Annotated in this window: 21 protein-coding genes; 11 read left to right on the top strand and 10 right to left on the bottom strand. The window is 69.2% G+C overall.

The window, feature by feature from the left end; translation table 11 throughout:
* The first annotated feature begins 30 nt into the window (after positions 1 to 30).
* Positions 31 to 1,284, top strand: a complete 1,254-nt coding sequence (locus tag KME80_RS22015; protein WP_219507905.1) for a helix-turn-helix domain-containing protein — start codon at positions 31 to 33, stop codon at positions 1,282 to 1,284.
* Between the two features lie 222 nt (positions 1,285 to 1,506).
* Here KME80_RS22015 and KME80_RS22010 read toward each other — a convergent pair whose 3' ends face one another.
* The 9 genes from KME80_RS22010 to KME80_RS21970 all read right to left on the bottom strand — a co-directional run bounded on the left by KME80_RS22010 (position 1,507) and on the right by KME80_RS21970 (position 9,913).
* Complete coding sequence (locus KME80_RS22010; protein WP_219507904.1) at positions 1,507 to 1,686, bottom strand: hypothetical protein; 180 nt, start codon at positions 1,684 to 1,686, stop codon at positions 1,507 to 1,509.
* 411 nt (positions 1,687 to 2,097) lie between these two features.
* Positions 2,098 to 2,283 carry a hypothetical protein gene (locus KME80_RS22005; protein WP_219507903.1) on the bottom strand — a complete coding sequence of 62 codons (186 nt, stop codon included), beginning with the start codon at positions 2,281 to 2,283 and terminating at the stop codon, positions 2,098 to 2,100.
* A gap of 269 nt (positions 2,284 to 2,552) precedes the next feature.
* Positions 2,553 to 3,341: a hypothetical protein gene (locus KME80_RS22000; protein WP_219507902.1), complete on the bottom strand. Its 789-nt coding sequence runs from the start codon at positions 3,339 to 3,341 to the stop codon at positions 2,553 to 2,555.
* A 396-nt stretch (positions 3,342 to 3,737) separates the two neighbouring features.
* Positions 3,738 to 4,565 (bottom strand): hypothetical protein, encoded by an 828-nt coding sequence (locus KME80_RS21995; RefSeq protein ID WP_219507901.1) that lies wholly within the window; start codon positions 4,563 to 4,565, stop codon positions 3,738 to 3,740.
* Complete coding sequence (locus tag KME80_RS21990; RefSeq protein ID WP_219507900.1) at positions 4,562 to 5,389, bottom strand: SAM-dependent methyltransferase; 828 nt, start codon at positions 5,387 to 5,389, stop codon at positions 4,562 to 4,564. The genes KME80_RS21995 and KME80_RS21990 overlap by 4 nt, the downstream gene beginning before the upstream one ends.
* A 20-nt stretch (positions 5,390 to 5,409) precedes the next feature.
* The gene (locus KME80_RS21985; RefSeq protein WP_219507954.1) at positions 5,410 to 6,012 is read right to left on the bottom strand and encodes a GTP-binding protein; all 603 of its coding nucleotides are present in this window, start codon (positions 6,010 to 6,012) and stop codon (positions 5,410 to 5,412) included.
* Positions 6,013 to 6,387: 375 nt separating this feature from the next.
* On the bottom strand, positions 6,388 to 7,557 hold the full coding sequence (locus KME80_RS21980; RefSeq protein WP_219507899.1) for a methyltransferase: 1,170 nt from the start codon (positions 7,555 to 7,557) through the stop codon (positions 6,388 to 6,390).
* On the bottom strand, positions 7,554 to 8,483 hold the full coding sequence (locus KME80_RS21975) for an ABC transporter substrate-binding protein (protein WP_246645405.1): 930 nt from the start codon (positions 8,481 to 8,483) through the stop codon (positions 7,554 to 7,556). Before KME80_RS21975 ends, KME80_RS21980 begins: the two co-directional genes overlap by 4 nt.
* Before the next feature lie 635 nt (positions 8,484 to 9,118).
* Positions 9,119 to 9,913 carry an SAM-dependent methyltransferase gene (locus KME80_RS21970; protein WP_281427116.1) on the bottom strand — a complete coding sequence of 265 codons (795 nt, stop codon included), beginning with the start codon at positions 9,911 to 9,913 and terminating at the stop codon, positions 9,119 to 9,121.
* Positions 9,914 to 10,255: 342 nt separating this feature from the next.
* On the opposite strand from KME80_RS21970, the gene KME80_RS21965 reads away from it, so the two are divergent.
* From KME80_RS21965 to KME80_RS21940, 6 genes are all read left to right on the top strand, one after another.
* Positions 10,256 to 11,452: a helix-turn-helix domain-containing protein gene (locus KME80_RS21965; RefSeq protein ID WP_219507895.1), complete on the top strand. Its 1,197-nt coding sequence runs from the start codon at positions 10,256 to 10,258 to the stop codon at positions 11,450 to 11,452.
* 1,042 nt (positions 11,453 to 12,494) lie between these two features.
* Positions 12,495 to 13,412 carry a hypothetical protein gene (locus KME80_RS21960; protein ID WP_219507893.1) on the top strand — a complete coding sequence of 306 codons (918 nt, stop codon included), beginning with the start codon at positions 12,495 to 12,497 and terminating at the stop codon, positions 13,410 to 13,412.
* A 101-nt stretch (positions 13,413 to 13,513) separates the two neighbouring features.
* On the top strand, positions 13,514 to 15,325 hold the full coding sequence (locus KME80_RS21955; RefSeq protein WP_219507891.1) for an MFS transporter: 1,812 nt from the start codon (positions 13,514 to 13,516) through the stop codon (positions 15,323 to 15,325).
* A gap of 97 nt (positions 15,326 to 15,422) precedes the next feature.
* On the top strand, positions 15,423 to 16,163 hold the full coding sequence (locus KME80_RS21950; protein WP_219507889.1) for a 2,3-dihydro-2,3-dihydroxybenzoate dehydrogenase: 741 nt from the start codon (positions 15,423 to 15,425) through the stop codon (positions 16,161 to 16,163).
* A 58-nt stretch (positions 16,164 to 16,221) separates the two neighbouring features.
* Entirely contained in the window at positions 16,222 to 17,382 is a 1,161-nt protein-coding gene (locus tag KME80_RS21945) for an isochorismate synthase (RefSeq protein ID WP_219507887.1), read from the top strand.
* 43 nt (positions 17,383 to 17,425) lie between these two features.
* Complete coding sequence (locus tag KME80_RS21940; protein ID WP_219507885.1) at positions 17,426 to 18,088, top strand: isochorismatase family protein; 663 nt, start codon at positions 17,426 to 17,428, stop codon at positions 18,086 to 18,088.
* 195 nt (positions 18,089 to 18,283) lie between these two features.
* On the opposite strand, the gene KME80_RS21935 is transcribed toward KME80_RS21940, so the two are convergent.
* Entirely contained in the window at positions 18,284 to 18,439 is a 156-nt protein-coding gene (locus tag KME80_RS21935) for a hypothetical protein (RefSeq protein ID WP_219507883.1), read from the bottom strand.
* A gap of 799 nt (positions 18,440 to 19,238) precedes the next feature.
* Between KME80_RS21935 and KME80_RS21930 the strand changes: the two genes are divergently transcribed.
* The 4 genes from KME80_RS21930 (at position 19,239) to KME80_RS21915 (ending at position 23,657) form a co-directional block, all read left to right on the top strand.
* Positions 19,239 to 20,192: an alpha/beta hydrolase gene (locus KME80_RS21930; RefSeq protein ID WP_219507881.1), complete on the top strand. Its 954-nt coding sequence runs from the start codon at positions 19,239 to 19,241 to the stop codon at positions 20,190 to 20,192.
* A 4-nt stretch (positions 20,193 to 20,196) separates the two neighbouring features.
* On the top strand, positions 20,197 to 20,913 hold the full coding sequence (locus KME80_RS21925; protein WP_219507879.1) for a GPR1/FUN34/YaaH family transporter: 717 nt from the start codon (positions 20,197 to 20,199) through the stop codon (positions 20,911 to 20,913).
* Between the two features lie 28 nt (positions 20,914 to 20,941).
* Positions 20,942 to 22,840: an amidohydrolase gene (locus KME80_RS21920; protein ID WP_219507877.1), complete on the top strand. Its 1,899-nt coding sequence runs from the start codon at positions 20,942 to 20,944 to the stop codon at positions 22,838 to 22,840.
* A gap of 154 nt (positions 22,841 to 22,994) precedes the next feature.
* Complete coding sequence (locus KME80_RS21915) at positions 22,995 to 23,657, top strand: hydrolase (protein WP_219507875.1); 663 nt, start codon at positions 22,995 to 22,997, stop codon at positions 23,655 to 23,657.
* Positions 23,658 to 23,665 lie beyond the last annotated feature (8 nt).

Raw genomic sequence — 23,665 nt, 5'->3', positions numbered from 1 at the left:
CACATTACGGCCATCACACGAGGACGCGCCATGACCAAGACCAGCGCACCGATCGACGCAGTCGACCGGCAGATCGGCGCTGCCGTGCGCACCTTGCGCATGCACCGCGGGCTCACCCTCCGCGCATGCGCCGAGCTGTGCGGCAACAGCGAGGAATGGCTGCGCCTGATCGAATCCGGCCGCCGGCCGCTGGATCGGCTGTCCACCGTCATCACGCTCGGCATCGCCCTGGGCGTCGACGACCTCGCCGTCCTGCTCGGCCCGAGGCTCCGCCGCCTGCGCGGCACCCTGCACGACAGCGCGCACGTCCAGCATGAAGCAGTCCCCGTGCTGCAGAGGCTGCTGTCGACCCCCACCTACCCGCAGGAGACCACCCGCGACCTCGACACTGAGCCCGAACGCATCCGCCGCCGACTGTCGCTGGCCTGGTCCGCCTGGCACCGCTTCGATCGTCCCTACACCGCGCTCGGCCTCGTGGTGCCCGACTTGCTGCGCGACGCCCTGGCCCTGCACCGCGCCAGCCCCGCCACCGGCCGCCGCCTCACCTGGCAGTTACTCAGCGAAGCCTTCCAGATGGCCCAACGCTTCCTCTACTGCGTCGGCGAGCCACACCTGGCCGCCCGTGCCGCCGACCGCGCCATGGTTGCCGCCGAGGAAACCGACGACCCAGCCCTCATCGCCGTCTCCGCCTGGTCCTCGGCAATGGCCGCGCTCGGCCGCGCCGAAGCCGACGAAGCCCACGCCATCGCCCGCGACGCCACCACTCATCTTCGCCCCCTCCTGGCCACCTCCCCCGCGGCCATGTCCACCTGGGGCGCGCTACACCTGTTCGACGCCATCGCCCAAGCCCGGCTCAGACGCCCGGCCAGCGCCTGGCACAGTTGGAGCATCGCCCAGCAAGCCGCCGACACCCTTGGGCCAGAGCATCACCACCCGCTGACCATGTTCGGGTGCGCCAACGTGGCCATCTACGCCGTGGCCATCAACGTCGAAACCGGGCAGGCGGCCAACGCGATCCAAAGCGCGAGCCGAATCGACTTGAACACCATTCCTTCCACCAACAGGCGGGCCCAGCACCTCATCGACCTCGCCCACGGCCACCTGCGTCGCAGCAACATCGACGCGGCCCTCACCGCCCTGCTGGCCTCCGAGCAGCAAAGCGGCGAGCCCATCGCCTTCAATCCAGCGGCCAGCGCCGCCATCACGGAAATCGTCGAAGGGACCAAGCGCCCTCCCCGCGCCGCCCTCGATCTGGCCACACGAGTCCTCAAGGGCAAGACCTGACTGCCGGCATAGGTGGACAGCACGCCGGTCGGATCCGTGGCTCATCGGTAGCTTCTTGACGACGGGCGGGAGACGGCGGACGCCGATACCTCGCTGTGGGGCGAGCGCTGGCGATGCGGCTCGAGCAGCGGCTCCACCACGGGCCGTGTGGTCGCCTGCGGCATTCTCGCGTCCGATCGTGCTGCACGGGCTCACATCCCCGATGCTGGTGTCGGCGTACTCCTATGAGTGCTCCACCTTAGGGGCCTGCCCCACCTGTTCGGCGGTCAATCCGGTTTGGGCCGTGACGGCTGGTGTGACCGGGGCGAACGCGGGCGGCCTGATGAGCGAGGAGCTGGCCTCGAAGTCCATGACCACGAACGTCGTCGCCGCGAAGGCGGGGTCACCGGTCAAGCCGCCCATGTGTCCACCGTTCTCACAGGGTGCACGGCGGTGCCGACCCGCGCCCGCCGTATCGAGAAGAGCATGTCTGAGTGCTGGTCGTCGTGTGCCGTCATCGACCAATGAGGTCGGTTATCGCCTGTGTGGCAGCGTGGAGGTCCGGCGCGTTCCAGCGGCGCTCCCCGGCCCAGGCCTCGCTCAGCGACCGGTAGAGGTTCGACATCGCCGGCATGAACGCGGACGAGAGAGGCGCCGGCCGTGGCCACTGGCTCCGGGGCGCGGCACGCCGTCGGCGATCAGCTGGCGGGTTGGTATGTCGAGCCCGTTGGCCACGCACCAGTTCCACAAAACCTGCTTGCCGCAGTGCACGCCGTCGTACCCAGGCGGCTTTCGTCGGGTGTGCCGGGACTGTCGGCCAGCACGATGCGCGCATCACTCGACATCAGAAATTATGTCGCCGTGGGCTTCATGGTCTGCTGCCTGGCTCTGAGAGCGCCAGTCCCCAGAGGCTTCACGCTGGGCATCTACCTCATGGGCCAAAAGTCTGCTGATCAAGCTTTGCATCTGCGCTTCCTGCATGATCAGGTCCCAAAAGCGAGCTTCTCCCAGATATGTCATGCCCGTCCCTTCTGGCAACTCCATCGCGCCGCCCCGCTAAAGCCCCGCCTGAAATGAGCCTTGTATCCGAGACCTGCCCTGATGACTAACATTGGCAGCGCGACCCAGCCCTCGTTCCAGACGCGCAACATGACGGGATGGCCGAGCGTGGCACCGTTATAACGATCATGTGTCGCGTAGCCAGGCGCAGGACGCGGCTGCCAGTCGTTCGTGCACGTCCAATAACGGTGTGCCGCTCTGCCAGGCCATCCACTGATAGACCAGGCCGGTCAAGGCGACGATGGCGGCCACGTGCTCATGCGGGCTCTCATGCCAGGCGGGCTCTCATGCCAGGCGGGCAGTCCGCTCAGCAGGTCCTGGACGTCGTTGACGCGATGCCCGGCCATAATCAGGTGCGGGATCAGTTGCGCTGCTTCCACCCACGCGGGCCCCTTGCAGGCGTCATACCAATCGGTGAGACATAGCCCTTCGTGGCCGTGACGGGCGACACGCAAGGTGCGCGGGGACAAGCTGAAGTGCAGCAGTGTGTCGCCTCTGATGGTGTCCGGCGCGAAGCGGGACAGCGCCTGCGCGTACAGGCTCCGGCCGGGCAGCGTCGCGGTGCGCAGTAGCGTCTCGGCGGTGCGCCAGAACGCCTTGAAGCGCTGAGCCACCGGGGGCACGGGGAACGGGCAGGGAGTCTGCAGGCCAGCAAGCCGGGCAAGGAGCTCCATCGTGGCGGCAACATCCGGCGAACCGGGTGACAGATCGACCGCCGGATAGGCCCGCTGATCAACGACGGTCACGCCCCAAGGGTCTTGCCGCGTGCTCCATCGAACGGCGGGAACAAGCACGCGGGTCGACAGCGCGGGCAGAAGGGTCTGTTCCAGCACGATGCCGTCGGTCGTGGGATAGCCGAGCAGACCGGCCTTGCACAGCAGGCCCGGTCCGTCCACCGGCATCAGGGCGGTGAATCCGTGCGCGTGTCGGGTAAGCGGCTTGACCGCGGTGATCCCCAGCGCCTTGGCCATGTCGCGGCGGATCTGCTCTGGAAGGCTCGTCCAGTGCAGCTGGTTCATGACGTGCTGCTCTCCCTGTTTGGGGTTGGGGATCTGTGGCGAAGTGTTCTCGGCCGCCGCCACTCGCTGCCCGGAGGGCTGCGAGCGAGTGACTGCTCGATGCAGGCGTAGGTGGCTCCCTCGCTAGCTCCTGACGGCGGATGGGCCCTGAGCATGACAGCGGAAGCAGACCAGGGGATCAGGGCCGGGCGGCACCATGGGACGTAGCGCTCGCCCTGAGCACGTGATCATCCCACAGCTGTCTGTGCGGTACCGCTAGCCGAGATGTCCGTCCGGTCGGGCAGGTCCGGACCTCGCCCAGGTCCGGGCCTGCCCAGCCGCCGCACGGATCCCGCCTTCGTGCGGGAAGGGCACAACACCATAGCCGGGGGCAGGCTGCGGCATTGTGCCGTGGCTTCAGGTAGGGCGCGCGTGGCGAGCATGCATCGGCCCGCCGGCTTGGGAAGGGAGGTGCGAGGCGCGCTCACCCGTTTGGAGGAGCCGATGAGCCGCTGATGCAGCGGTGGCGGCGTAAGCAATCAAGGGCCGGCCGGTCGCACTCCGGCGTGCACTGATCCAGCAGATGCCGGCGCCGTCGGTGAAGGCGATCGTCTTATCGGCCAGTTCCGCCATGGCCACCCATGGATTGACGGGCATGACGTTGGTCGGGCCGCGAGCGGCGATCAGGTGCTTGAGGCAGACGGCCATGTCATACGCGGCGCTGGCGCGTTCCGCATTGGGCAGGCGCGCGGCGGTCAGGTCGTCAAGGCCCAGCGCGCCGTTGAGGTGCGCACGGACCGCGCCCGTCATCTCCTCTCGCGCGCTCACCGCAGTGAGCGCACTGCCTTCCGGCGCGTGATCGGCCATCACGGCATATGGGGCCGGATCTCGGGGCAGCGGGGCGAGTACCGCTTGCCGTCCGGGAGGCAGGCCGGTGACGAGCGCCTGGTTGACCAGCTCGGACAGCTCCCAGGCTGCCGCCGGCAGCGATGCCGCGGTGATCGTGTGCTGCGCGGCCGGCGAGGAGGCAGAGCCGGGCAGGTGCACGAACAGTCCCGGGGACATGACGCGCACGAGCGCGACTGCCTGCCCGATGAGCAGATGGGGGACGCCGCGCCTGAACACCAGGCAGGACGGCAGGTGCAGGTCTTCGAGGCAGGTACGCAGGCTGACAAGCAGCCGAGCCGGCCGCGCAGTGGCAGGAAAGGCAGCGGGCCCGCCGGGCCCGCGGGATCGGCTGCTCATGCCACCTTCTCCGGGTCAGGGATGGCGACTCCGCCGTAGAACCGGATACTCCGCGAGGCGCTGTCGGCGAGTATGGGATGTGCGGTGTGGTGAGGGCGCCACTGGTCGACGGGGACCAGACCCGGCTTCGTCCACGTCCACCCGTCTCCGAACAGGGCGGCAAACTGCGAGGCGGTGCGGACATGGATCGTCGTCTCGGCAGCGGCGTAGGCGCGCCGCAGCGCGTCGAGTTGATGCTCGGGGGTGCTGTGGTCACTGCACAGGTGTGAGACAAGCAGGCGTCCAGCCGGCGGCAGTTCACGATGCCAGGTGGCGATGAGCTGCGCGGCGTCTTCGTCGTCCATGAACTGCAGCAGGCCCGCGGCCACCACCACAGCGTGACTGTCGTCGGTCAGCATGTCCTGCATGCGCGCATGCTTGAGCAGCAGTGGCGTGTCACGGGCATCGAGTGTCAGTACTTCCGTGCGATCGTCGGTGGCGACGAGTGCGCGGAAGTGAGCGGTCGCGTACGGGTCGATGTCGACGAAGACCAAGCTCGCCTGCGGCTGAACGTCCCGGACGGCGCGGAGCATGCTGAAGTCGGGCGGCAGTCCGCAGCCGAGATCAGCGAAGCGGTCAAAGCCCAGGCTGGCGAGCGCGACGGCGGCTCGCGTGACGAAGTCCCGATGCTGGTGCAGGCGCCCGCGAAGGCCCGGCACCTGATCCAGAAGTTTCTCGGCCACCTGCCGGTCGGCGGCGAAGTGGTCCTTTCCGTGCAGCAGGTAGTTCGATATGCGTGCAGCGGACGGCCGCAGGGGCGTATCCGCGGAGAACAGGGTGCTCATGTCATGCACTTTCGAGGTCTTCACCGGCAGGTGCCGGCGGCAGTCTGGGGGCGTGGGGCCTGATCGCACTGATAGGTGGAGGAGAACTGGCGCGAGGCGAGGACGTGCTCGACCAGGTGGATGAGCGTGTCCTTGGCCGAGTCTTTCGAGCGGGCATCCAGGCGCACCAGCGGGATATGCGGGGCGAGGGTGAGCGCGTCGCGGACCTCGGCGTCGGCGTGGAGCTGGTGTCCGTCCCAGTCGTTGACGCCGATGAGAAAGGGAAGCTGCCGCTGCTCGAAGTAGTCGATGGGCGCGAAGCTGTCGGCCAGGCGGCGGGTATCGACCAGGACGACCGCGCCGATGGCCCCCTGGATCAGGTCGTCCCACATGAACCAGAAGCGGTTCTGTCCTGGTGTGCCGAACAGGTGGAGGATCACATCGTGGCCGAGTGAGACACGGCCGAAGTCCAGGGCCACCGTGGTGGTCGACTTGAGCGGGGTCATGGCGAGGTTGTCGAGACCCGCGGCGGCGTCGGTCATCACGGCCTCGGTGGTGAGCGGCATGATCTCCGAGATGGAGCCGACGAACGTGGTCTTGCCCACCCCCAGACCGCCGGCCACCACGATTTTCGTCGATGTCAGGGCTGGGTCTGGACCCCGGTTTGGGCCTGCAGAGCGCACTCAACTGCCTTTCTTGGATGCAGTGCCATCCCTTGTCGCGTCTGGTGGCGTGCCGCTGCTCGAGGCGACCGGCGGCGGGCTGCTCGCCAGGGCGGCAGCCTGCCGGTGCGGCCGGTGGTGGGTGGCGCGGGCCGTGAGGAGGGCGAGGGGGCGAGGCGGTCATCGAGACGCCGGATTGCGCGAAGTGCGCCGCACGATACTGCCTGCCTAGAACAGGGCCCTGGGGCGGGAGGTCCAGGGCGGATCAGCTGGTGAGCTCACTCGGGCCTTTGAGGCGCAACGCGGCGGTGACGCCGGAGAGCCGAGCTACCCCCGGCCGGGCTGGAGTGGCCGGGGCTACTGCTCATCCAGTTGGGCGACCATCAGGGACTGCCCACACGGCAGCATGCTGGTCTTGCGGACGCGCAGACCGGCGTTGCGCACCAGGCGGGCAAGCTCCTCGGAGGTGCGCACCCCGTCACCGGGGAACAGCGCCAGCATCCGCATGTCGGTGCTGTACCAGAGACTGCGGGCGCCGGGCAGACGGGGCAGCATGCCCTCCACGATCCACACTTCGCTCCCGGCCTCGGTGGAGCGCATGGCCCGCCGTACCTGGGTGAGCAGCGCCATCACGCGCTCGTCGCTGAGGTTGTGCAACACCGAGGACAGCAGATACACCTGCGCTCCGCCGGGGACACCGTCGAACAAGTCGCAGGCGACGAACTGAACGCGCCCGGCCACGCCTTGTTCCTCCAGGCGCCCGCGAGCGCGACCGACGACGTCGGGACGGTCGACAAGAATGCCCTGAAGCCCCGGGTGGGCGTGCAGGATGCGGGCCAGCACGCCGCCCAGACCGCCGCCCAGATCCGCGGCGGTGCGTGCGGTCGCAAGTTCGGGCAACGCCGCGAGGTCCTGGCCGACGCCCGCGCTGCGAGCGTCCATGAACCGATCGAAGGCGGGACCGAGCACACCGTCGACTGCCAGATACTCGTAGGGCGGCATCGCAGATGGTTGGGGGTGGCCCCTGCGGATGGTTTCGGCCAGATCGCCGATCGCGTCCTGCCAGTACGCCGATCCTGTGACCAGGACGGCGTGCCGCTGAGAGCGTTCAGCGCCGGCGGTGAGAACCTGGCCCAGATCGGTCAGCTGGTAGCGGTCGCCGTAGATGGCGACGAAGTCGTAGCCGTGCAGCCAGCGCATCAGCCGGCGCATTGCGCGGGGGTCGGCCTGGCATGCCTCGGCCAGTTCCTCGCAGCTGCGTTCCGCATCCGACAGCAGCTCGAAGACGCCAAGGTACACCGCGGCGTGCAGGGCGGCGAAGTCCGCCACTGCATTCATCATGTACTGGACCCGCTCGAATGGGGTGATGTCGAGCTCGTCGAGGTCCAGCAAATGCGCTCTGGCCGTCGTGCGCGTCCGTCGCGGCAGAGCCTTTCGCGCCGTCGGGTCGTCGCACCGGTCTCCGGTGAGATCGCCGGACTGGCTGGGCGCCTGGTCGGTGGGCTGATCGGTGGATTCGGCCTTCATGGTGCTCCTCCCTGGCTCGGGCCGGGTGAGGACGGCAGGACGGAATCGGAAGGCGGCGTGGAACTGGGCGGTGGAGGCACCAGGAGCTTGGTGACGTCGACCTTCTTGGAGATGTAGTCGTACTCGCGCATCAAATCGGCGACCCGCTGGATCCGGCTGGGAGCCAGGTCGAGGGGGAAGACGCCGATCGTGATGCTGCTGGCGGCGTTCTTGTCGATCTTCGTGTAGGTGGGCAGGAGATTCGTGACGAGTTGCCGGTCCGAGGCGACGTCGGCCTGCGCGCGCAGCATGGCGCGCTGGAAGGCCGCCACCGTGCCGGGATTGGCACGGGCGAACTCGTCCGAGGTAGCCCACCCGGCGATGGGCAGGTCCTCGGTCTGGCCGTCCATCATGTCGGCCAGCTTTCGGCCGCCGCTCAGGCCGTAGCCGGTGATGAACGGCTCGGTCATCCACGCCGCGTCGATTTGCCCGCGGTCCATAGCTACGCCCATGTCCGTGACCTTCATCTCGGAGATGTGCACGTCGTCCTTGGTCAGGCCAGCGACTTTCAACGCGGCTTCCAGGGTGAGGGTGCCGACGGAGTTCAGCGTCAGCACCGAGATGCGTTTGCCTCGCAGCTCGCTGACCGATCTGATCGGGCTGTCGCCCGGCACCATGAGGACGAACGCGTTGGGAGCAGCCTGGTAGGCGTCGGTGACGAGTTTGATCGTGCCGGGCGCCACCGCCTCCTTCTGGATGGCCGCCACGTAGTTCATGATCGCGAACTGTAGTTCGCCGCTCTGGAGCTTCGGCATCGCGATGCCGCCTCCCTGCACGATTACGCGCTCGACACGTAGTCCTTCGGCCGCGAAGTAGCCTTCCTTCTCAGCCGCGGGGACGGTGGCGCAGTCCGGGATGGGCATGATGCCGACCTTGATGGTCGTCAAGGGGCGACCGTTCTGCTCAGAGGTCGGCTGCGAACTGCCACACCCAACGATTCCTACTAAGAGCAGCAGCGAGATAACCGTATGTAATGTACGCATGGGTGAGTGATCTCCATGGGTGAATTTGGACGTTCGGTTCCCCGGTGCCGCCGGGCAACGGGCGTACCAGCTACATCAGAGGTCGAGTGGGCGGAGTTCCCGGGGCCGGTGCCACCTCCCGGCGGCCGGATCGGAACCGGAGCGTTCCGGGGAAGCTGGCTGGTCTGCGGGCGCGCATCTCCCCAACGCCCCGAGGCTCGTGTCGCTCCCAGGCAGCTGCAGCCACCGTCTGCGAGTTCCGGCACGCGACCGCCGGCTCAGCTCACCGGCGAGGATGGCCGCAGACATGTCCGCAGGGGAATCTTCCTGCCTGCCGTGGAGGGAGCCGAGAGGGTCGGCCAAGTCAGCCCTCGTCGGCGGCGGCGAGGCTGGCTGAGGTGGCGTCGCGCCCGGTCGCCTGGATCATGACGCTGCCATCGTCGTAGGCCAGCAGCGCTCGTCCGTGCCGGCACACCACAGGCTCTGCAGTTCCCCCGCCGGCGCCCGAGCCAGTCCACCCGCCGGACTCACCACCGCCGGACTCACCACCGCCGGCGCGCTCATCCCCGCCGCCCCACGCCGCCCACGATGTCCACCCGAACGGCATCCTCGGCCGCCAGCTCCACGGCCACCTCCGGACGCCACAACGGCACCCGCACCAAACCCGGCTCCACCAAAGCAGCTGCCGCCACCGTGAAGAACCCCGCGATGTCCTGCTCACTGCGCAGCGTCACCGGTGCGGATGCCCCCTCATACGGAGCCACCGCCCTAACGGTCGTCTCGGTCCACACCACGTGTGACACCACGAGGTGACTCCCCGCCTCGGTCTCCTGCATCAGGTACCGCGCGATCGCGTACGGGTCCTGCTGAGAGGCGATGAAATGCAGGCTCGCCACCAGCAGCACCGCCACCGGCTCGCGGAAGTCGAGCAGGCCTGCGGCACTCTCCAGGACCGCAGCCGGGTCACGCATGTCCGCCTGAACCATCTCGGTCCGCGCATCCCGCGCCAGAAGCGCCCGCCCGTGGATGGCCACCAGCGGGTCGTAGTCCACATACACCGTGCGTGCGCCCGGCACGACCGACTGAGCGACCTCGTGAACGTTTCCCATCGCAGGCAGACCGGTCCCAATGTCCAGGAACTGACGAACTCCCTGCTCAGCCAGATACCGCACCGCCCGGCCCAGGAACGCCCGGTTGGCCAGAGCGCACAATCTGGTGTCCGGGTTCAGCCGCTCCGCCGCCTCAGCCGCCGCCCGATCCACCGCCAGATTGTCTCTGCCCCCCAGGTAGAAGTCGTACATCCGCGCCACATTCGGCGTATTCGGATCGAGCGACCCCGGCCGCTCGGCTCCCAGCGCCCGCCGATTGCCCAGGAGATCCGCATCCAGCCTCTCCGAGACACCCCCGCTGCCCTTCCGTGCCACCGCTCTCGCCGTATCCTGTGCCATGGGTCAGGACCTCAATTCCTGATCAAGGCCCCGGGCCACCCCGGTGTTCACGCACCGGGGCCGGGGCCGCTTTGCGGCTACTTGCGCGTTGCGAGGCAGAACCGCGCTTGGCCTGCGTCACGCCCCATGGAACCGCCAACCGGGTTACCGTGGGAGATGTTGCCCGTTGCCCTCCAGCCCGGGGCAACAGGCAACAGCAGCGGGCAACACGGTCACCTGCCACCTTCGGTTCCGAGACACGGGCGTGCGATGACGACCTTCGGCGAGAAAGCGCGAGAGCTGATGAGCCAGCGTGGGATCTCTCTGCGCAAGCTGGCCGCGGCCGCCAACTACGACGTCGGGTACCTCTCCAAAATCCTCAATGGTCACAAACCTCCGTCAATGCCGCTCGTCCGGCAGCTAGAAGCCGTGCTGTCTGCGCCCGGGGGGCTCGAAGAGTTCGTACCGTCGCCGGCACGTTGCACGTCGGACGATTCACCTGCGGTCGACGATGAGCTTGCTGCCCTGGAGCTCTCGCGTCGCGCCGCCGCGAGTGACATCGGCGCGGAAACTCTCGACAGGCTCGAACGAGCCGTTGATGATCTTGCGACGGCCTACCCCGGCACACCTCCTCAGGAGTTGCTTGGCCGCATACGCAAACATCTGACCTACGTCGTGGGGCTGATGGACGCGAGGAAGACCCTCAGCGAACAGCGTCGCCTCCTTGTGGTCGGCGGCTGGCTGTCGTTGCTGGGATCCACATGCCATATCGATCTACATGAGCTGCCCTCCGCCACGGCCCGTCTCAGGACTGCTGCTCAGTTGGCGAAGCAGACTGAGCACCACGAACTAGCCGCCTGGTGCCTGGAAACCGAAGCATGGCAAGCGCTCACAGCGGGCAACTATCGCCGTGCTTTGACGCTGTCCCAAGGTGCCCAAGCCATTGCGCCTCGCGATGGATCTGCCTTCATCCAGGCAGTAGCGCAGGAGGGGCGTATATGGGCTCGGCTTGGAGCCGCCTCAGAGACACGAGAGGCGCTCAACCGCGTGGCCCGGCTTGTCTCCCCGTTGTCGATGCCCGATCGTCCCGAGCACCACTACCGCTACGACCCCGCCAAGAGTGACGCCTATGTGGCGACCACGCTTTCATGGCTAGGGGACCCGGCAGCCGAGCCGTACGCCCGTCAAGTGCTTGCGCGTCTGGAGTCAGCCACCGACGGGCCGCCGCGTCCGCGCAGAGCCGTCTCCGCCCGTCTTGACCTCGCTTTGGCACTCATCTCCGCCGATCAAGCCGACGAGGCCGGACATCTTACTCTGACCGCCATCACCAGCGGGCTCCTGGTGCCCTCCAGCTATTGGAGGGCCAGAGAAGTGATCAATGCCGTCGCCGCCCGCCGTCTTCCCGAGACCGCAGAGCTGCGCGAGGCATATCGTGAACTCTCCGATCAGTCCGGGCCGACCGCATAGCGAGTGGTCACGCCGTCGGCGGCGGAGTTCCGGTAGCGCTTAGTTCGTGTTCTGTGACAGCCCCTGGCGCTGATGGCCGCGCTGCGTGCCCTACGGCCCGCTGGACGCAGCGTAGACCTGCATGGGCTCAGCACCGTGAAGTACTACGGGCAGGGGGCAGCGCGCTGATGCCGGCGGGGCGCCCTTTGCTGCGCGGCGGGAATGTCCGCCAGAACGTGACCACTTGGTCATCCGGCAGGACTGGCTGGTCCGCGACTGCGAGCGTTGCCGGACTTCCTGCAGGCTCTGTGCGGCGAGCCGCTCTGCGACGCGGAACTACCGCTTGCCCGTGGCCGGCGCCGTTGCTCCCCACGCCGCCCGGGCAACAACGCGTTCGACCGGCAACCTGAGGACGCTGTTGTCACCGACGGGCTGAGCAGCATGACGCCGGTCCAGTTCAGTCCTTGCTGCTCACCTGCGCGCTGGAGAGCGTAGAAGGCAGTCGCCGCAGCGAAGGCCGCAGGCTGCCATCGGCTGTCGTGATGGGGCGGGCAGGTCTGGAGGTGGTCCTCGCGTCGAGGACACGAGTGCGGCTGTCGCTGACTAGGAGCGCGTTTCCCCGCAGGTATGGCTCGTGTTTGCGCCGCAGCCCCTCGTCTCCCCGTAGCGACTCGCTCGCCTCTGCGAGATTTCTCGACCAGGCTCGTTCGATCCGCTCGCGCAGGGCAGCCTGGGGCGTTCGATCACCGTGGTGATGGGGCCAGTTCCCGCTCCCCTGTCAGGGGCGGTCCGCAGCTCAGCCACCATGCCCCCAATTGTCACAAAGTCATCACAGTCCGACTTCACTGCGATCTTTACTAACAGTTCACGCATTCTCGTGCTTAACTTCGTCCGCGTACCTGACAAGTGTATCTGACTGTTTGTCAATCGACACGAGCAGCCGAACGGAAGCACACTCCTCGCCAATGTCACGACTAAGGCACCTTCAAACAGTACGGCCCAGAGGCCGACCTCTCGGTTCCGGCTCTGCACCTGCAAATGGAACCTTCCCGGGAGACTTCGCATGTCGTATCTGCGCGCTCACGCCTTCCAGGCCCTATCGCCGAGCCTGCTTCCCGACACCGAACCACCGCCCACCCCGCCCCCCTCAGGCACCCGCCCCTCGACGATCATCGCCGCCGAACTCGCACCCATCGGCGTCCGGCCCGGAGCCCGAACGGAAACCCTCCCCATGAATGCCACCGTGGCACGTGTCTGTGAACGGCTGGCTGGCTCAACCCGCCCTCAGGTCTCCCCCATGGAGCGAGGCCGTGTCCAGATTCACCTGCACGCCGACCTCGATGAGCGCCGCCGCTGGGTGCTGTCTCATCGCCTGCGCCGCGAACTGACGTTGGTGGGTTGGTCCGTCGAGGCGGACGCGTCCGGATTGCTGGTACACGGATGGAGCTCCCGCAGCCTAGAACACCGAATTCGGGTGCTGCGACTGGCACTCAGCGCCTTGCGGAACCTGAGGGCCACGATCGACGTCGTCTGCACCTTGACACAGCAGTGCCTGCGCCAGACTCCCCGCATCCTCCAGCAGGACGCGGCCTCCTCCGTGCTCGCTGATGTGGAGCGCGACCATCTACGCTGGCCGATCCGGCTGGCCGAGCTGGAAGGCCTGCCGCGATCCTCGTCCCGGCCCGCGCTCCAGCGTCAGCTGGACACCACCCTTGAACTCGAGCGACACCTCCAAGCTGCCTGCTCACGACACATGAACGTCGCTGGTCGGGCAGCCGAGGCCATGTGGCGGCATCTGGCCGACGGCGCCCTGGAGCCGGCAGCGGCGCGCCGAGCGGTCATCGACACGATCGGCCACGAGCTGTCCTCCGCCGACCGGCCGACATCAACCTTCCAAGGGCAGCACACCGCAATCAACCACGCGGCCCGTCGTCCCTCAGGGACTGGATGGCCCTCAACCGGACCAACGGGCACCCAGTGACTACCGCCCGGCTTCGAACCAGTGACATGCCGGTGAGCACAGCCCCGCGGATCGCGCGCCATCGTGATCGAGCAGCATCGCAACACGTGACAGGTGCGCGCATGGTCGTGCTGGTGGCCGTCGCCTCGGCTGCGATGCTCGTGATGACGGCCGACACAGTCGCCGCGACACTCGCCGTTGCCGTGCTGGCCACGCCGGCAACGGCGGAACCGGTCATGCCGGGCACGCTGGCGCACACACTCGGCCTGGAGGACCTGACCTGGATGGTGACGTCCTTCCTGGTCCCGTTCGCCGGCTTCCTGACCTGCGGCGGCCAGCTCGCCGACCGGCTGGGACCGCGTGTCGTCCTCGGTGCCGGCGCCGCAATCTTCGCCGGGTCGACCGCTGCGATGATGGCCGCGCCGAGCTGGCTGATTCTGCTGACCTGCCGCGCGGCGCAGGCCGGCGGCGCCGCGCTGATGATCCCGGCCTCGCTCAGCTTGCTGATAGCGCATCTGCCCGCCGCGCGCCGCCGCTCGGGTATCGGCTGGTGGAACGGTGCCGGCGGAGCGGGCGCGATGCTCGTGCATGCCGGCGGAGGGGCGATCGCCGCAGCGGGGGGATGGCGGGCGTTGTTCCTGCCCGGGCTCGTGCTGGCGGCCGCGCTGGTGTGCCTGATCCCGGCACTTCCGCACGACACCCGCCGCGCCGGGGCGCGGCCGGACGGGCCCGGCGCGCTCCTGCTGGCCGCCGGAGTCGGCGCCGCGGCGCTGGTCGTCTACCAGGGCGCGCACTGGGCCTGGACATCGACGCGTGTCCTGCTAACAGGCAGCATCGCAGTCGCGGGAGTGGCAGGCGCGCTGCTGCGAGCCCGCTCCCATCCCAACCCGGCCGTGCCCGTGCGGCTGTGGCAGCACGGCGGAATCCGCTGGGGCTGGGTCATGTCGGCTCTGTACGGGCTGATGTCGGCGCCGATCCTCGTCTTCGCTCCCGGCTATCTCGGCGCCGCCGAGCTCGGCGGGTGGCATGCCAGCATTGTGCTGGCGCCGATCTCCGCAGCGGTGCTGCTCGCCGGCCCGCTCACCGGCGCCCTGAGCCGACGGTGGGGGCAGCGGACGCTCGCCTACGGCGGCGCGATGGCCGTGATCGCCTCCGGCACGGCGCTGGCCTGGACCACACGTGAGCCTGCCGGGCCTGACCCACTGGCCGCTCTGGTGGCGTTGACCGGGCTGGGGGCAGGGCTGGGCATCGTCGCGACGGTAGCGGCCTCCGCCGCCAGCCAGACCCGGCTGCCCGACCAGATCGCCGCCACCGGCGCGGCCGGTATGACGATGCGCCAAGGAGGCGGAGCCCTGGGCGTCGCCGGCGCGGCCGCGCTTCTGGAACGCCCCTTCCTGACCGGTGCCGAGGCCGGCTACCACTCCATCCTGGCCGTGTGCCTGAGCGTCGCGGGCCTGGCCGGTGTGGCTGCGGTGATCCGGCCGCTGTGGCAGGCCTGGATCCGCCGCCGGTCCCTGGCACACCCGGTCACGGGCAGCACGCCGCAAATCGGCACCGCACCGTTGACCGTCCCCCGTGAGGCGCTCGTTCACCTGCACCAGGCGCTGCGCGAGGTGGCCCAGGCGGCCGACGACTGGCTGCTGCAGCATCAGCACTCGACAGCCCAAGTACCGGTGACTTGGTCCATGCCTCTGTCCGCGCCGCCCAGCCCGCCGCCCAGCCCGCCGCCGCAGCTGGTACCCACCATGCCGCCGGTGAGCAGTGGCAACATCGCCCGCCGCTGTGCCTGCCATCCCGAGCTGGACCCGCTCGAGGCCACCCTCTGGCACTCCACCCGCCACGTGCCGGTTCCGCACCGCCCTGCCCGGCAGCTGCTCCACCCCCTCCACGCGCCCGAGCCCACCTACTTCCTTGGAGACCCTCATGCCCGCTGAGCCGGCAACCCCGCCATCAGGCACCTCAGCGGCCGCCTCCCCTCACACCGTCGCCGCAACCGCCGTCCCAGACACTGACAACGCGAGCAACAGCCGAATGGTGGCGCTGGTGACCGGCGCCGCCGGCGGCATCGGCTCAGCCATCTGCCACGCCTTCGCCTCGGCGGGCGCGAGGGTCGCGGCCGTCGACATGGCAAAGCGGCCGCTGCGCGAACTTACTGCCGTGCAGCCCCGCCTCACCCCGTACGCCGCCGACGTGAGCGACGAGGCGGCCGTCGACGCCGTGGTGACCGCGGTGGAGCGGGAGCTCGGCCCGATCACCGTGTGCGTGCATGCTGCGGGGGTGCTGTCGGCCGCGCCCGTCGTGGACACCACGGCCGCGCAGTGGCGCGCCATGTTCGCGGTCAACGCCGAGGCGACGTTCGCCGTCGCCCGGGCGGTGGCGCGGGTGATGATCCCGCGCCGGCGGGGTGTGATCATCACTGTGGCGTCGAACGCGGCCAGCCTCCCCCGGGCCGACCTGGCCGCCTATGCCGCCTCCAAGGCCGCCGCGGCCATGTTCACCCGGTGCCTCGGCCTGGAGCTGGCGCCGTACGGGATCCGCTGCAACGTGGTCGCGCCCGGCTCCACCGACACCGCGATGCTGCGCGCCACCGGCCAGGACCCGGCCGCCGCCATCGCGGGCGCGCCGGAGCGCTGGCGGCTGGGCATCCCGCTGGGCCGTGTCGCCGACCCCGGCGACATCGCGGCCGCGGTCACGTTCTTGGCCAGTGATCAGGCCCGGCACATCACCATGCAGAGCCTGACCGTCGACGGCGGTGCCAGCCTCACCGGCTGACCTGCCCCGCTCCCACCCCGCGCCTCTGCCTCCGTCCGTCTCACCCCTGGAGTCCCCCATGTCCCTGTCTCTGCTGCCGGGCAAAGCCCCGCTGGTGCGCGACCACGTCGCCCCGCTCATCGGCCGCTACCGCCGCGACGACCTGCTGCTGTCCGGCGCCTCCTACAGCCTGCTGGCCCGGGGCGCGCGCACCCTGACCGGTGTCCGCCTCGCCGATCTGCCCGCCACGCTGGAGGCCTGCACAACCCTCGGCCGCGACGAGGTCGCGGCCGGGGCGATCACCTTCGACGGCACCTCCTGCCGCATCACCTTGTGCGACGAGGTCAGCTGGTCCGGGCCGCTCAGCGTCCGCGAATGCTTCCGCTGCGGCCACCCCGATTGGCAGATCACCCCGACGCCGAGCGAGGACGACTACGTCAAGACGGTCGAGCTCGCCCGCGACCGCATCGCTGCCGGCGAGCTCGACAAGGTGGTGCTCGCCCGCACCCTGGACCTGACCGGCCGCTCCCCTGTCACGGTGCGCGACCTGCTGATCCACCTCGGCGGACGCGGCGCGCACGCCTACGCGATACCGCTGGGCGGCGAGCGCACTCTCGTGGGGGCCAGCCCCGAACTGCTGGTGGCCCGCCACGGCCGCACCGTGACGGCCAACCCGCTGGCCGGGTCGGCCCGTCGCAACCCCGCCGACCCCACGCAGGACCGGGTGATCGCCGATCGGCTGCTGATGTCGGCCAAGGACCGCCGAGAGCACCACCTCGTCGTCGACGCCGTGCGCGCCGCGCTGGCGCCCCACTGCGAGCAGCTGCACGTGCCCGAACCGGCCTTGCTGGCCACCCCCACGATGTGGCACCTGTCCACGCCGATCACCGGACGCCTCGCCGATCCGGCCGCCTCATCGCTGACGCTGGCCGCCGCCCTGCACCCCACCCCTGCCGTGTGCGGCAGCCCGACCGTGGCCGCGCACGCCGCGATCTGCGACCTGGAAGGCCAGATGGGCGTCGAGCGGGACTACTACGCCGGGCTGGTCGGCTGGCAAGACAGCGCCGGCGACGGCGAATGGGCGATCGCGCTGCGCGGCGCCGTCCTGGAGGGCCGGCACCAGGTGCGGCTGTACGCCGGCGCGGGCATCGTCGCCGGCTCCGACCCCGACAGCGAACTCGCCGAGACCAACGCCAAGTTCCTGACCATGCTGCGCGCCCTGCACGCCGACATCCGCTAGATCATCCCCCGCTATCCGCTCCCTGTGAAAGGACTCCCTCGTCATGTCCCTGCCCGCCATTCCCGCCTACCACATGCCCCACTGCCCGGCAGGCGGACGGGTGTCGTGGCCGCTGGAACGCGAGCGCGCCGTCCTGCTCGTGCACGACATGCAGCACCACTTCCTGCGGCCGTTCCCGCAGCAGGCGGCGCCGCTGGCCGATCTGATGTCCAACGTGGTCGCCCTGCGCGAAGCCTGCGCCGAGAGCGCCATCCCGGTGCTGTTCAGCCGCCAGCCGGGCGGCCAGAGCCCCGCCCAGCGCGGCCTGCTCCTCGACTTCTGGGGGCCCGGCCTCAGCGCGGAGCCGGCCGACACAGCGATGCCCGATGCCCTGCGTCCCCGCCCGGGCGACCACCTGATCACCAAGACGCGCTACAGCGCCTTCCACGACACCCACCTGACCGCCCTGCTGGCCCAGCTGGGCCGCGACCAGCTGATCATCTGCGGTGTGTACGCCCACATCGGCGTCCAGGCCACCGCGGCGGATGCGATGATGCGCGGCATCCAGCCGTTCGTCCCCTCCGACGGCGTGGCCGACTTCAGCCTCCAACATCACCAGCAGGCGCTGCGCCACATCGCCGACCTGTACGGCCGCGTCTCCTCCACCCGCGACATCATCGTCGCACTCAAGCAGCCACGGCGGCTGACTGCCGCCGGCGCACGTTAACCTCCCGCACAATGACCTACCCCGCGCTGCCCGGCCAGACCCTCTCGCCTCCGCACAGCACCACGACGGTAAAGCTAGCCCGCCGCCCGGCGACCACCCGAACGTGCACTACACCAGCGCCGTCAACCTCTACGACGTGGTACGGATGCTGCAACGCGACAGCCGGCCGACCGCGATGGGCGAAGCAATCAACACCTACGGCCGCATTTCAAGAGTCTGCCATGTGCTCTCGCGCTGATCGACGACGAAGGCATGCGGCGCGGCATCACAGGCATCCGCAACCTTCAGGAAGGCCGCCACGACCTGGCACAGAAAGTCTTCCACGGCCGCAAAAGCCAGGTGTTCCAGCACACTACGAGGTCATGAAAGATCAATTAGGAGCTCTGGGCATTGTTTTGATGCCTGGTGCTGTGGAACACGGTCCACATCGACGACGCGTTGCGGCAACTGCGGGGAACAGGGCCACCCGGTGCTGGACGACGACGTCGCCGGGCTCAGTCCATTTATACGAAATCACATAAACGTGCACGGCAGGTATTCGTTTCAGCGTCCGCAGCTGGGCGGCGGGCTTTACGCGCCCCTGACTCCGATGATGAGGGCTGACGTTCGTGGGGAGATGCAACCGCCCGCCTGGGGGGAGCGGGCGGCGCATCATCGAGAGGCCGGCCTGACACCGTAGAGCGTGGCATCCGGGCCCCCGGCCCCGTTGTCTGGAGGACGACAAATATGCCTCGCCGCCCATCGCGCGATGTGCCTGATCGCTGATGCCGGCCAGTACGGCGCCGGTCTGCAGTTGCGCGGGTGCTGAAGGCCATTGACAGGCCATCCGGTCGCCCAGCTGGGACCGGCAAATTGCCGCGCCAGCCCGACAGCCTGACCACGGGCGAGGCCTTCCCGAGGGTGCAGCCCGGGCCTGAGAACGCCTTGCACACATCAGAGGGTCTCTGGTCCGTCAGGCGGTCGTGTTCGCCGGCCCGCAGTGGTGGCGTAGTTCTGCATGTGGTTCTGCATGGTGTGCCTCTCAGCTGCTTGCTTGTATGGCGGTGCACGCGGAGCCGAGCCTCGCCAGCACCTGCTGGATGGAGTAAAGGCACACGCAGCCATGTGCTGACGTCGTTGAGATCCCCGGTCCTTCACCTTTGGAGCGATCATGAGCAAGCCTGTCCTCGAGCCTGCCGCGCAGGCCTTCGCCGAGGCGACCTCCCGGCCGCCGTTCCTCTTCCAGCTTCCTCCGCAGGAGGGACGCAAAATCGTCGACGATGTCCAGTCAGGCCCCGTCCACCTGCCTGCCGTGGACGAGGAGTGGATCACCGTGCCCGGTGGACCCACCGGCCAGGTCAGGGCCCGCATCGTCCGCCCGGCGGGCAGCAGCGGCGACCTGCCCGTGATCATCTACATTCACGGCGCGGGCTGGGTGTTCGGCAACGCCCACACCCACGACCGGCTAGTGCGCGAGCTCGCCACCGGCGCGGATGCCGCCGTCGTCTTCCCCGAGTACGACCTGTCGCCCGAGCACCGCTACCCGACGGCGATCGAGCAGAACTGGACGGTCGCCCGCTGGATCGTCGCCGAAGGCGCCGCCAAGGGCCTGGACGCCACCCGCATCGCCGTGGCCGGCGACTCCGTCGGCGGCAACATGAGCGCCGCCCTGGCCCTGATGGCCAAGCAGCGCGGCGGGCTGGAACTGCGCCAGCAGGTGCTGTTCTACCCGGTGACCGACGCCGCCTTCGACACCGGCTCCTACCAGGAGTTCGCCGAGGGCTACTTCCTGCGCCGCGACGGCATGCAGTGGTTCTGGGACCAGTACACCACCGACGAGGCCCAACGCGCCGAAATCACCGCCTCCCCGCTGCGCGCCACCTCCGAAGACCTGACCGGCCTCCCACCGGCACTGATCATCACCGCCGAGGCGGACGTGCTGCGCGATGAGGGTGAAGCCTACGCGGGCAAGCTGCGGGCGGCCGGGGTGCCGGTGACCGCCGTGCGCTACCTCGCCATCATCCACGACTTCGTCATGCTCAACGCACTGCGCGAAACCCACGCCGCCGCTTCCGCGATCGAACTGGCCGCCGGCACGCTGCGCCAGGCCCTCGCCAAGAGCTGAACCGATGACCACCAGCGACAGCCTCCCCACCGAGCAGGCATCACCCGGCGGCCGGCGCTTCGAACCGGATCTGCGCGCCATGACGCGGATCAACCTGAGGCCAATCGCCTCTCCGATGCCGTTGGGCTTCTACGCGGTGGCCATCGCCTCGGTGATGATCGCCACCCTTCAACTGGGCCTGTTCCCGCCGGACGCCGGTCGCGCGGTCGCCCTAACCATCGTGCCGGCCTTCGTCCTCCAGCTCATCGTGGGGATCGTCGCCTTCGGCGCGCGCGACGTGATCGCGGCCACGCTGATGGCCTGTTTCTCCGGCATGTGGCTGGCCAGCGCACTGGTGCTGGCCCTCGATGCGCCCGGCGGCGGCGCCGTGCTGGGTGTGCTGAACCTGGTCTTCGCCCTGTTCGCCGTGTTGATGGCAAGCGTGGCCCGGCCGAAGCGGGCGCTGTGGCTGGTACTGGTGGTGGCCGTGCCCCGCTTCGCCGTGGCCGCCGCCGCCAACCTGACCGACATCACGTGGCTGGCGATCGCGTCCGGCGTGCTCGGCCTGCTACTGGCCGCCGTGGCAATGTACGCCGCGTTCGCGCTGATGCTCGAAGACATGCGCGGCCACGAGGTACTGCCGATCGGCCGCAGCGGCCCCGCCCACCACGCCGTCGAGGGCGACCTGGCCGTCCAGTTGCGCAACCTCGAACGCCAGGCTGGGGTCCGCCGCACCCTGTAGCCGTCCGCTCATCGTGAAAGAGAAAACCATGACCACGATGCCAGTCGCCGGTATCACCCCCGCACCACTTCAGAACGGGCACGAGCCCGCCGACCTGGTCGTACGGAACGCGAAAATCTTCACCGGAGACCCCCGCAACCCCGCCGCCACGGCCATCGCCGTCCACGCGGGCCGGGTCGTCGCCCTCGGCGACGACCACGACATCGCCGGACACGTCGCAGCCCGCACCAGGGTGGTGGACGCGCTGGGACGGCGGATCGTCCCCGGCTTGAACGACTCCCACCTGCACGTCATCCGCGGCGGCCTCAACTACGTGCTGGAGCTGCGCTGGGACGGAGTCCGCTCATTGCGGCAAGCCCTGGCGATGCTGCGCGAGCAAGCCGGCCGCACCCCCAAGGGCCAGTGGATCCGGGTCGTCGGCGGATGGACGGCCGAGCAGTTCGCCGAGCGGCGCATGCCGACCGCGGCCGAGCTGACCGCCGCCGCCCCGGACACGCCCGTCTTCGTCCTGCACCTCTACCAGTCGGCCATCTTGAACCGTGCCGCCGTTCAAGCAGCGGGCTTCACCCGCGACACCCCCGACCCCAAGGGCGGACAGATCGTCCGCGACCGCGACGGCAAGCCGACCGGCGTCCTGCTGGCCGCCCCGAGCGCACTCATCTTGTACTCCACCCTGGCCGGCGCCCCCACCCTCGACGACGCCGACAAGAAGACCTCCACCCGGCACTTCCTGCGCGAGCTGAACCGCTTCGGCCTCACCTCCGCCATCGACGCCGCCGGCGGGTTTCAGAACTTCCCCGACAACTACCAGACCGTCATCGACCTGGCCCGCGCCGGCGAGCTGACCCTGCGCATCGCCTACCACCTGTTTCCGCAGACCTCCGGTCAGGAACTGGCGGACCTGAAGCGGTGGATCGAAACGGTGCGCCCCGGCGACGGCGACGAGTGGCTGCGGCTCAACGGCGCGGGCGAGAACCTGATCTGGGCCGCCGCCGACTTCGAGAACTTCTCCGAACCGCGCCCCGCCCTCGCGCCCGGCTATGAGGCGGAGCTCGAGCGGGCGGTGCGGCTGCTGATGGAGCACGGCTGGGGCTTCCGGCTGCACGCCACCTACGACGAGACCATCCGCCGGGACCTGGCCGTGTTCGAGAAGCTGGCCGCCGACGGCCTGTTCCCGGCCGGAACCAGGTGGCTGTTCGACCACGCCGAGACCGTCTCACCGGCCAGCCTGGAGCGCATCGCCGCGCTCGGCGGCGCGATCGGCGTGCAGAACCGCATGTCGTTTCAGGGCCGGGCGTTCGTCGACCGCTACGGCGCCGCCGCAGCCGCCGGCACCCCGCCCGTTCGGCAGATGCTGGAGCGCGGCCTGCCTGTGGCGGCGGGCAGTGACGCCACCCGTGTCTCCTCCTACAACCCGTGGGTGGCACTGCACTGGCTCATCACCGGACGCACCGTCGGCGGGCTGCGCCTGTATCCGCCCGGCCAGCTCCTCTCCCGGGAGAAGGCGCTGGAGCTGTATACGCATGCCGGCGCCGCCTTCACCGGCGAGCAGGACATCAAGGGCGTGCTCAAGCAGGGCTACTACGCGGATTTCGCAGTGCTCAGCCACGACTACTTCGCCATCCCCGACGAGGCCGTCGCGCACATCGAGTCGGTGCTGACCGTGGTCGGCGGCCGCATCGTGTACGCCGCGGCCGACTACGACGGCCTGGACGAACTCCTGCCGCCGATCAGCCCCGCCTGGAGCCCGGTCGCCCATTTCGGCGGCTACCAGGCCACTGCCGGTCCCGGCGTCGCGGGGGCGCGCCAGGCCGACCTGCTGGGCGAGGCCGCCGCGGACGCCGAGCAGCACCATCAGTGGCGCATCGCCCGCGGCCTCGCGCCAGGCTTCACGGCCGCGTCCTTCGACCCCTGCTTTCCCCTCTGACGCCCACACCGCGTCAGCTCTCGATTCTCCGCGCCACGACAACACCCACGCGCGTGGCAGGCCACCGGAACGGTACGGCGGGCGGCCGACATCCGCCCGCCCGCACCACCGCATTTCCCGCCCGATTTCCATCCCATGATGAAAAGGAACGACCATGATCAACCTTGCCGACGTGCACGCCGCACCCAGCCCCGACCTGCTGACGCCGGACAACGCGATGATGCTGTTCGTCGACCACCAGCCGCAGATGTTCTTCGGCGCCTCCAGTTCCGACCGGGCCGGTGTCATCAACGCCACGGTCGGCCTGGCCAAGTCCGCGCGGGTCTTTGACGTCCCGGTCGTGCTGTCGACCGTGGCCGCCGAGTCCTTCTCCGGCCCGATCCTGCCGCAGCTGGCCGAGATCTTCCCCAAGCACGACGTGGTGGACCGCACCACGATGAACGCCTGGGAGGACCCGGCGCTGGTGGACGCCGTACGCGCCACCGGCCGCAGCAAGATCATCCTGTCCGGGCTGTGGACCGAGGTGTGCGTGGTACTGCCCGCCATGTCCGCGCTCGCCCAGGGCTATGAGGTGTACGTCGTCGCCGACGCCTCTGCCGGCGTCACCCCTATCGCCCACGAGCACGCCATGCAGCGCATGACCGCCGCCGGCGCCATCCCGGTCACATGGCTGCAGGTGCTGCTTGAACTGCAGCGTGACTGGTCGCGCGGCGAAACGTACGCACCCACCTTGGAGGTAGTCAAGGAGCACGGCGGCGCCTACGGCATGGGCGTGGTCTACGCCCAGTCCATGCTCGGCTCGCACGCCGGCGGCTGACCCCAGCC

The sequence above is a fragment of the Nonomuraea ceibae genome (assembly GCF_019396325.1).
GTDB classification, from domain to species: domain Bacteria; phylum Actinomycetota; class Actinomycetes; order Streptosporangiales; family Streptosporangiaceae; genus Nonomuraea; species Nonomuraea ceibae.
This window is presented reverse-complemented; position numbering and strand designations above follow the sequence as displayed.